The following is a 3,765-nucleotide window of genomic DNA, read 5'->3' on the forward strand; positions in this document are numbered from 1 at the left end:
AGTAATCATGAATGGAACTCCTTATTAAGGAACCAGGAGACGAATAACGGTGTCAGCTTACGACCCGATCTTCCGGCATCGGGGCAGGTGGGGGTCGTGGCGGGTCGCACCGTCCCGGCACGGCGGGCCGCTGATGAGCGCCATGCTCCCGTCCCCGCGTCGGCCCCCGGGCCCGCACCACCCTGGCGGCGGCTGAGCGCTGGCCCGGGGCCCTGCCCTCCCGGCGCGCCGGGGCGCGGCCGGCAGGTCGCGGGCGGCGCGCCCATCGGCGTCGGCCATACTGGTCGTTGCTGATCGCTGCGATCGGCGACCCGCTGGCGGGCGCCGGATGCGCACCGGCACCGAAGGAGGAAGCATGACACCGGCCGCCGTGGCGCTGCGTCCCCTGCAGCGCGGGGACATCGGACGTGCCGCTCGCTTCGCGATCGAGGGGATGCACCTGGAGCGGTACGCGAGCGGGTTCGCACTGGAGATGTACGGGCGCGACATGGTCTGCGAGGCCCTGGCCGGGACGACCCTGCCCCTGGCGGCCTACGAGAACGACCGGCTCCTGGGCTATCTTCTGGCCTCCTTCAACGGCGAGGCCGAACCGTTCGCCTGTTCACGGGAGGCGCTCTACCACCGCGTCATCAGCGCGCTCTCCCCGCTGACGGGATCGGGGCGCGCGGAGGAACCCTACGTCGCCGTCAACCGTGAAATGCGTTCGGGGATCAGCCCGGAGCCCGACGGCGAGATCCTGCTCTTCGCGGTGGACCCGCGGGCGGCGGGGCGGGGGATCGGCACGCTCCTGCTGGACGAGCTGGTCCGACGTCGGCCGGGTCGGCGCGTGTTCCTCTACACGGACAGCGGCTGCACCTACCAGTTCTACGAGCGCAGGGGCTTCACCCGTGCGGCGGCGAGAAACGTGCGGCTTCCGCTGCCCGGCGGCGGGCTCGCGCTCGAGTGCATGGTCTACGTGCGGACCCTGTGAATCGTGCGGCCCCGGCGGAGGCGGATCGAAGAGGGCTCTTGGTCCCTTGAGCCGCCCGGCCGGTCCGGGCATGGTTGATCAGTCCGTGCGCGGCGTGCGGCCGCCCCGACAGGAGCGCGGGACGGGTGATGGCAGAGAGGACGCGTTCATGACCGACTTCGTCAACCTCGGCTTCAATCTCAGCGACAGGGTCGCCGTCGTGGTCGGGGCGAGCTCGGGACTCGGAGCGGATGCCGCCCGCGCCTACGCCGCCGCAGGCGCCGACGTCGCGCTGCTCGCCCGCCGCGTCGAACGACTGGAGGCCCTGGGCGAGGAGATCGAGTCCGCCGGGGGCCGCGCCGTCGTCGTCCGCTGTGACGTCACCGACGAGGGCAGTTGCCGCACCGCCGTCAGCGCCGTCCTTGACGCCTGCGAGCGCATCGACATCCTTCTCAACAACGCGGGGGTGGCCGTGCGCGGCGGCGTCGAGACCCTCAATGATGAGGAGTGGGACCGCTCCTTCGACACCAACGTCAAGGGCATCGTCCACGTCAGCAAATACGTCGTGCCGCATATGAAGGAGCGCAGCTACGGCAAGATCGTCAACATCGCCTCCGTCAACGCGGTCATTGCCGACAAGCAGGACGTCTTCGTCCGCCACGCCTACAACGCCTCCAAAGCCGCCGTCCTGGGACTGACCAGGGGCATGGCCTGCTCCTACGCCCGCTACGGGATCACCGTCAACGCCGTCGGCCCGGGCCTGTTCGCCTCCGAGATGACCGAGTCCACTCTGTTCAAGAGCGATGAGTTCCTGGACGCCTACGGCGCTCTCAACCCGACCGGTCGCCCGGGCCGGCGAGGCGAGCTCAACGGCACGATCCTCTACCTCTCCTCCGACGCCTCCAGTTACGTTCAGGGGCAGTTCGTGGTCGTCGACGGCGGGATGACAATCGTGTGAGCGGCGACGGTCGGGCGTCGCTCCGCGGGGCCCTGACAGAGCCTGCCGCCCGGGGCGGCCCGGCGCCATGCTTGTCATCACCGGCCGGCGACGGGCCGAGGAGCCCAGAGCACTGAGAGCGGAGAACGAAGAGCGGGGAGAGACGAACCATGGCATTGACACCCGAGGCGAGGCGGACCTTCACCCGGCTGTTCGGCACGGAGCCGACGCCCCACCCCACCGACCCCGAGCTGCTCGAAATCCTCCAGAATGAGATCTTCGGCGAGGTCTTCGCCACGCCCGGGCTCACCGACGCCGAACGCGAGATGCTCACCGTCGCCGTCCTGGCCGCCATGCAGACGCTGCCGCAGCTCAGAGCGCACCTGGGCGCGGCCCTGAACACCGGCCTCACTCCGCTCCAGCTGCGCGAGACGATCTACCAGTGCGCTCCGTACATCGGCTGGCCCAAGACCCTCAACGCCGTCGGTACGCTGGGCGAGGCCCTGACCGCCGCGGGCGTCAAGACGCCGCTCGAGCCCGCGGGCGCGGTCGCCTACGAGGACCGCGAGGCCGCCGGCGCCGCCATCCAGACGCCCCTGTACGGCGAGGAGGTCAAGGAGGTCTTCGCAGCCCTGCCCGAGCCCTACGGCGAGTTCCTCCCGCATCTGCTGACCTCGAACGCCTTCGGCGACATCGAGACGCGGGGCGTACTCGACGTCCCCACCCGCGAGCTCATCGTCCTCGTCGTCGTCGCGGCGCTGGGCGCGGCCACCCAGCTCGGGCCGCATGTCGCCGGCGCCATCAGAGCAGGCAACAGCAGGCAGAAGGTCGCCGCAGCGCTCGTCCAGGTGCTGCCCTACATCGGCGGACCCTATGCGATGTCCGGTCTGGCTCTTGTGGCGGGCTACGACGAGAACTCCCCCTCGCAGGCCTACCGCTGAGGCACTCGGAGGTCCGTCCTCCTTCTCCCCTCGGTGGTCCCGGGCCGCGGGCTCGGGCGGATGGAGCGATATTCCCGGGGCTGGCCCAAGCGCCGGCATACCGATATGCCGTGGCACCGGCGATGATGAATGCATCATAATAACGCCATGAGCGCGCGAGAGCCTGTGGACCTGACCGGTGCCAGCGAGACCATGCTGCTGACCCTCCACGCCAGGGCCGAGCACACCCTCAGCGCCCGTCCGCGCTTCACGGACTGGGCCGCCGTCGACCTCGTCGGCAGAATCGACTATGACTTCACCTCAGCCGGGCGCGACCGCCTCATGTCCGACGGCGTCGTCCTGCGCACTCTCACGCTCGATCCGCTCGTCGCCGGCTACCTGGCCACCCACCGCGGCGCCACGGTCGTCAACGTCGCCTGCGGGCTGGACACCCGCTTCAACCGCCTCGACGACGGCGCCGCCACCTGGTACGAGCTCGACCTGCCGCCGGTGATCGAACTGCGGCGGCGTCTGCTGGGGGAGGGCCCGAGGCACCCCCTGATCGCCGCCTCGGCCACCGACCCGGCCTGGCCCCGACAGGTACGGCCCGAGAGCGCCGCCGGGGACGTTCTGGTCATCGTCGAGGGCCTGACCATGTACCTCACCGCGACCGAGACGGCGCAGATGATGAGCGTCATCGCCCGGGGGCTGCCTGGGGCGACGGTGCTCGTGGAGGTCATGTCGCCCCTGTTCGCCAGGTACGGGCGGGAACGGTCGGTGGTGGGCACCGGCTCCCGCTTCAGCTACGGCTGCTCGGGCGCCGCTGAACTGTGCCGCACGGTCGCGCCCGGGTACACCGCCCTCCACGACATCCCTTTCACCAACACCATCGTCCGCTACCACCCGTGGCTGGGGCCCGTCGTGCGGGTGACGCCGGCGAACAGGATCGCCTCGCGCAT

The 3,765-nt window shown here is 70.3% G+C and carries 4 protein-coding genes; all 4 read left to right on the forward strand.

The features are described from left to right. Window positions 1-355: 355 nt before the first annotated feature. A complete protein-coding gene (locus HMPREF9062_RS05205; protein WP_009749011.1) occupies window positions 356-970 on the forward strand; it encodes a GNAT family N-acetyltransferase in 615 nt (204 codons plus the stop codon). A 148-nt stretch (window positions 971-1,118) separates the two neighbouring features. Beyond that, window positions 1,119-1,907, forward strand: a complete 789-nt coding sequence (locus HMPREF9062_RS05210) for an SDR family NAD(P)-dependent oxidoreductase (protein ID WP_034253794.1) — start codon at window positions 1,119-1,121, stop codon at window positions 1,905-1,907. 149 nt (window positions 1,908-2,056) lie between these two features. Beyond that, window positions 2,057-2,827, forward strand: a complete 771-nt coding sequence (locus HMPREF9062_RS05215; RefSeq protein WP_009749013.1) for a carboxymuconolactone decarboxylase family protein — start codon at window positions 2,057-2,059, stop codon at window positions 2,825-2,827. 147 nt (window positions 2,828-2,974) lie between these two features. After that, window positions 2,975-3,765 (forward strand): class I SAM-dependent methyltransferase (locus tag HMPREF9062_RS05220; protein ID WP_009749014.1); only part of this gene is annotated, 791 nt, incomplete at its 3' end.

The sequence above is a fragment of the Actinomyces sp. oral taxon 448 str. F0400 genome (assembly GCF_000220835.1).
GTDB lineage: Bacteria > Actinomycetota > Actinomycetes > Actinomycetales > Actinomycetaceae > Actinomyces.

What these genes read in the sequence shown, in the direction of transcription:
- HMPREF9062_RS05215 (WP_009749013.1), top strand. Translation starts at nt 2,057, where the DNA reads ATGGCATTGACACCCGAGGCGAGGCGGACCTTCACCCGGCTGTTCGGC.
- HMPREF9062_RS05210 (WP_034253794.1), top strand. Translation starts at nt 1,119, where the DNA reads ATGACCGACTTCGTCAACCTCGGCTTCAATCTCAGCGACAGGGTCGCC.
- HMPREF9062_RS05205 (WP_009749011.1), top strand. Translation starts at nt 356, where the DNA reads ATGACACCGGCCGCCGTGGCGCTGCGTCCCCTGCAGCGCGGGGACATC.